The organism is Paenisporosarcina sp. P4_E4_2, assembly GCF_056401595.1.
Map to the genome: position 1 here is coordinate 1 of NZ_JBFUJC010000325.1, position 3563 is coordinate 3563.

Here is a 3563-nt window from a genome sequence, read left to right on the forward strand (position 1 = left end):
TCGCAAAAACCGTTTCTCCATGATAATGGATAGTCCAGTTCAAAGCTACTTGGCTGGCACTGACATTGTATTTTTCACCAATGGCATCCAGTAAAGTTATGAGTGGTTTAGATTCTGCCAATCCTGCTTCCTTGAATTTGCGTTGAAATCTACGAGGTCCTTTGGCATCGTGAATCAATGCAGGATTATCATGAAATTTCCCAGTTAGTATTCCTGGCTCAAGTGGCGAGTAAGCAATGATGGAAATGCCTAATTCCTTCGCGCGATCCAGAACTCCGTTTTCCTCCATACGTCGGTCCAGTAAACTGTATTTCACTTGATTCGAAGCCAGTGTCAGTCCGTTTTCACTAAGAATCCGATGGGAATTGACCATTGCAGAAGCGTTGAAATTACTAACGCCAATATGGTTAATATGACCAGCTTTTACTAGCTCGATCATGGCCTGCATTTGCTTTTCAACGGATGAGAGTGAATAGGGTTGATGAATTTGGTACAAGTCAATCCTGCGATTTTGAAGAGCCTCTTTACGATTATTAATCGTTTTCGGAATGGAACCTGCTGTTCGAAGCATAGGCCACCATTTAGTCGCAATTCGAGCTTCTTCAGGGCTTGCACCTATATTTTCAAGCGCTTTCGCTAAAATTCTTTCGGACTCACCACCACCATATACTTCAGCAGTGTCAAACCAATTGATGCCGCCATCCAATGACGTTTTAATGATGTTTTCCGTAAGTTCATCATCCAGTGCTCCCCAAAATCTGCCAACGACACCTGATCCTTTACTGAATTGCCAAGTCCCTAGTCCAAGGGGGGACAGGTGTAAATCTGTTTGGCCCAGAGTCCGCTTTATCATAGTATTTTCCATATATATCAGCCTCCAAAAGGGCATATGATTTATTAGTTCCAACTCCAAGCACCAGTGTCTGGCTAGAAAGAAGCTTTTCGCTTTTATTGTAAAAGTGTACCATTTAGTCTCTTAAGATAGCGAATATGTAGCGGTTTGAAAGTTTCAATGAACTGTCCCATAATAGAAGGTAATAAATGATTAATTAATGGGGGAAACAAAATGAAAGATGATTTGGAATTTGATCTGGAAATGGCAAGAGAATACGATAAAGGCATTCGCCGTGCTCTACCAACTTACGATGCATTGTTCCGGATGGTTCAGTCATTCCTTCGTGCGAATGTAAACGACTCCGCAAAAGTGTTGGTCATTGGAGCTGGCGGAGGAAATGAAATCGTGACCTTTGGAACAGCAAATCCTACGTGGACTTTCGCAGGGGTTGACCCTTCAGAAGCCATGCTTGAAGTCGCTATGCAAAAAGCGAAAAATGCAGGAATTGAAGATCGAGTGTCCATACACACAGGGAYAATTGAACAAATCGAATTTAATCAAACATTTGATGCTGCCACATGTTTGCTTGTCCTCCATTTCGTTGAAACAGTTGAAGAAAAACTGAGTTTATTGAAAACAGTAAGAGAAAGATTGCAACCGGGAGCTCCATTTGTTCTCGTATCGATGTTCGGTGATCAATCGAATCCAGAATTCGATGAGCGGATGAATTTATGGAAATCGATTTGGCTGGATTTAACTGATTTAACGCAAGAAGATGTGGAGGCGATGGAAGAGTCGGTTCGTGAACTATCATTCGTACCTGCCACTCAGATTGAAGAACTCTTACAACAAGCTGGATTCGAGCGGGTGACACAATTCTTTTCGACCACACTATTTGGTGGTTGGATTGCACATGCAACAAAATAAAAGACAGGGCAGAGGCCCTGTCTTTTACTATTCAATCATGTAATTCAATTCTATCATGTGGGAATTAATGGGCGAAACCGAATAGGACGCTATTAGCATATGAATTTTGGCTATCACTGTAAATAAGAGAAAAGAACCGTTCACTTTTGTGAATGGTTCTTTTCATGTTCAAGTAACCATTCTTTTCGCCATGTTTCCCACGCAAATCCGGACAGAGATCCATTTTTTCCGACCACTCGATGACAAGGCACAATGAGGGCTAATTTATTTTTCCCGATAGCCGACCCAACTGCCCGAACTGCTTTTTGTCTATTAATTTGGTGAGCAATCTCGGAGTAGCTGCTTCGTTTACCATATGGGATGTGGATGAGCTCATTCCATACTTCACTTTGAAAAATGGTGCCGTTCAACGATGGAATTGTAAAGTGTGTAAGTTGACCTTTGAAATAAGAGTCAATCTCATGAAGGAAATGTTTGACGATTTCATTTTCATGGGAATGCTTTTGTTCTTCTACGAACAATACAGATATAAGATCTTCCTGTGTTGCTATTACTTCAATGAGTCCAATTGGTGAATTCAAATAGCCTCTATACATATGAACACCCCCTAGTCCTATTATAAATAACTTCAGTTCTGTATGCTTTTCAATTGTTGGCATTCAATTTTCAGACAGAAGTAATGTGTTACTATAAAGAAAAATGTCTTGATAAACGATTCTGTTTTTTATCGTACAGTTTGGTGCATGTTTAGCATGAGCCGACAAGTATGAAAGCCACATAAAAGGGGGGCATTGCCCATGAAAGAATTTGAATGGATAGCCATCAGAAACAATGATAATCGCTTTGATGGTCAGTTCTTTTATGGGGTTTCGACAACACTTATTTTTTGTCGGCCATCATGCCCTTCCAAGTTGCCACTTCGTCAGCACGTCTCCATTTTTTTATCACAGGGTGCAGCCTTGGAGGCTGGGTATCGTCCATGTAAACGATGTTGTCCAGATGATGTGGCATTTGTTCAGCCGCGTTCACAAATTGTCAATCAAACCATCGAAATAATTGAAACACAATTAGCAGAACCTCTTACATTGAAAAAATTGGCTGAGCAACTATTTGTTTCTCCAACCTATTTACAGAAAGTATTTTCGAAAGAAATGAACGTATCACCAACACGTTATTTAATGAAAGCAAGAATGGATCTAGCAAAACAGCAACTCCTAACGACTGATTTGCAAGTAAGCGATATTGCTCAATCTGTCGGYTATCTGAATGCCGCCCATTTCTCAACAGCTTTCCATAAATACACCAATCAGTCCCCAACACATTATCGAACGGAGGTTCAGTAAAGGAAGTACTTCTTATGCGTGAATACATAGCTTTAATTGCCTTAAGTCTGTTTTGGGGTATATCATTCGTATTCATTTCAATTCTTAGCGATTTCTGTTCATATGATAGTTGGATTGGTTGTCATACTGTGTGGAGTGTACTTAACCACACGTCCAAAACTCACTTTTCTGAAGTGAGTCAGCTTATTGACAAAAGAATAATAATTAATATAAAAGTATAAAAATTGAGATCTTATTTTTTGCATTCTATCGAAAAAGATTGTGGTCGGTTATTTCTTTCGCTTTCCGCGGACGAAACGCAAGCCTCCTCGGCTCAGCTGTCTATGACAGCTGAGCCTGTGGGGTCTAGCTTGTTTCGTTTTTCCGCAGGAGTCTTCAGAAATAGCCAACCACCTTCCAACTTAAATATTTTGCAGAGACACGCTTACAGAAGCAATTTCTTTTGATTGGAGTGGAGG

Annotated in this window: 4 protein-coding genes; 2 read left to right on the forward strand and 2 right to left on the reverse strand. The window is 40.4% G+C overall.

The window, feature by feature from the left end:
- Positions 1 to 865: aldo/keto reductase (locus AC1DSB_RS16395; protein WP_477587128.1), on the reverse strand; the 865-nt coding region annotated here is incomplete at its 3' end.
- A 201-nt stretch (positions 866 to 1066) separates the two neighbouring features.
- Between AC1DSB_RS16395 and AC1DSB_RS16400 the strand changes: the two genes are divergently transcribed.
- Positions 1067 to 1762: a class I SAM-dependent methyltransferase gene (locus tag AC1DSB_RS16400; RefSeq protein WP_477587129.1), complete on the forward strand. Its 696-nt coding sequence runs from the start codon at positions 1067 to 1069 to the stop codon at positions 1760 to 1762.
- 140 nt (positions 1763 to 1902) lie between these two features.
- On the opposite strand, the gene AC1DSB_RS16405 is transcribed toward AC1DSB_RS16400, so the two are convergent.
- Entirely contained in the window at positions 1903 to 2358 is a 456-nt protein-coding gene (locus tag AC1DSB_RS16405; protein ID WP_477533257.1) for a methylated-DNA--[protein]-cysteine S-methyltransferase, read from the reverse strand.
- 201 nt (positions 2359 to 2559) lie between these two features.
- On the opposite strand from AC1DSB_RS16405, the gene AC1DSB_RS16410 reads away from it, so the two are divergent.
- A complete protein-coding gene (locus tag AC1DSB_RS16410; RefSeq protein WP_477533256.1) occupies positions 2560 to 3105 on the forward strand; it encodes a bifunctional transcriptional activator/DNA repair enzyme AdaA in 546 nt (181 codons plus the stop codon).
- Positions 3106 to 3563 lie beyond the last annotated feature (458 nt).

Excerpts from the sequence above, each read along its gene's own strand:
- AC1DSB_RS16405 (WP_477533257.1), bottom strand. The coding sequence starts at position 2,358 with ATGTATAGAGGCTATTTGAATTCACCAATTGGACTCATTGAAGTAATA.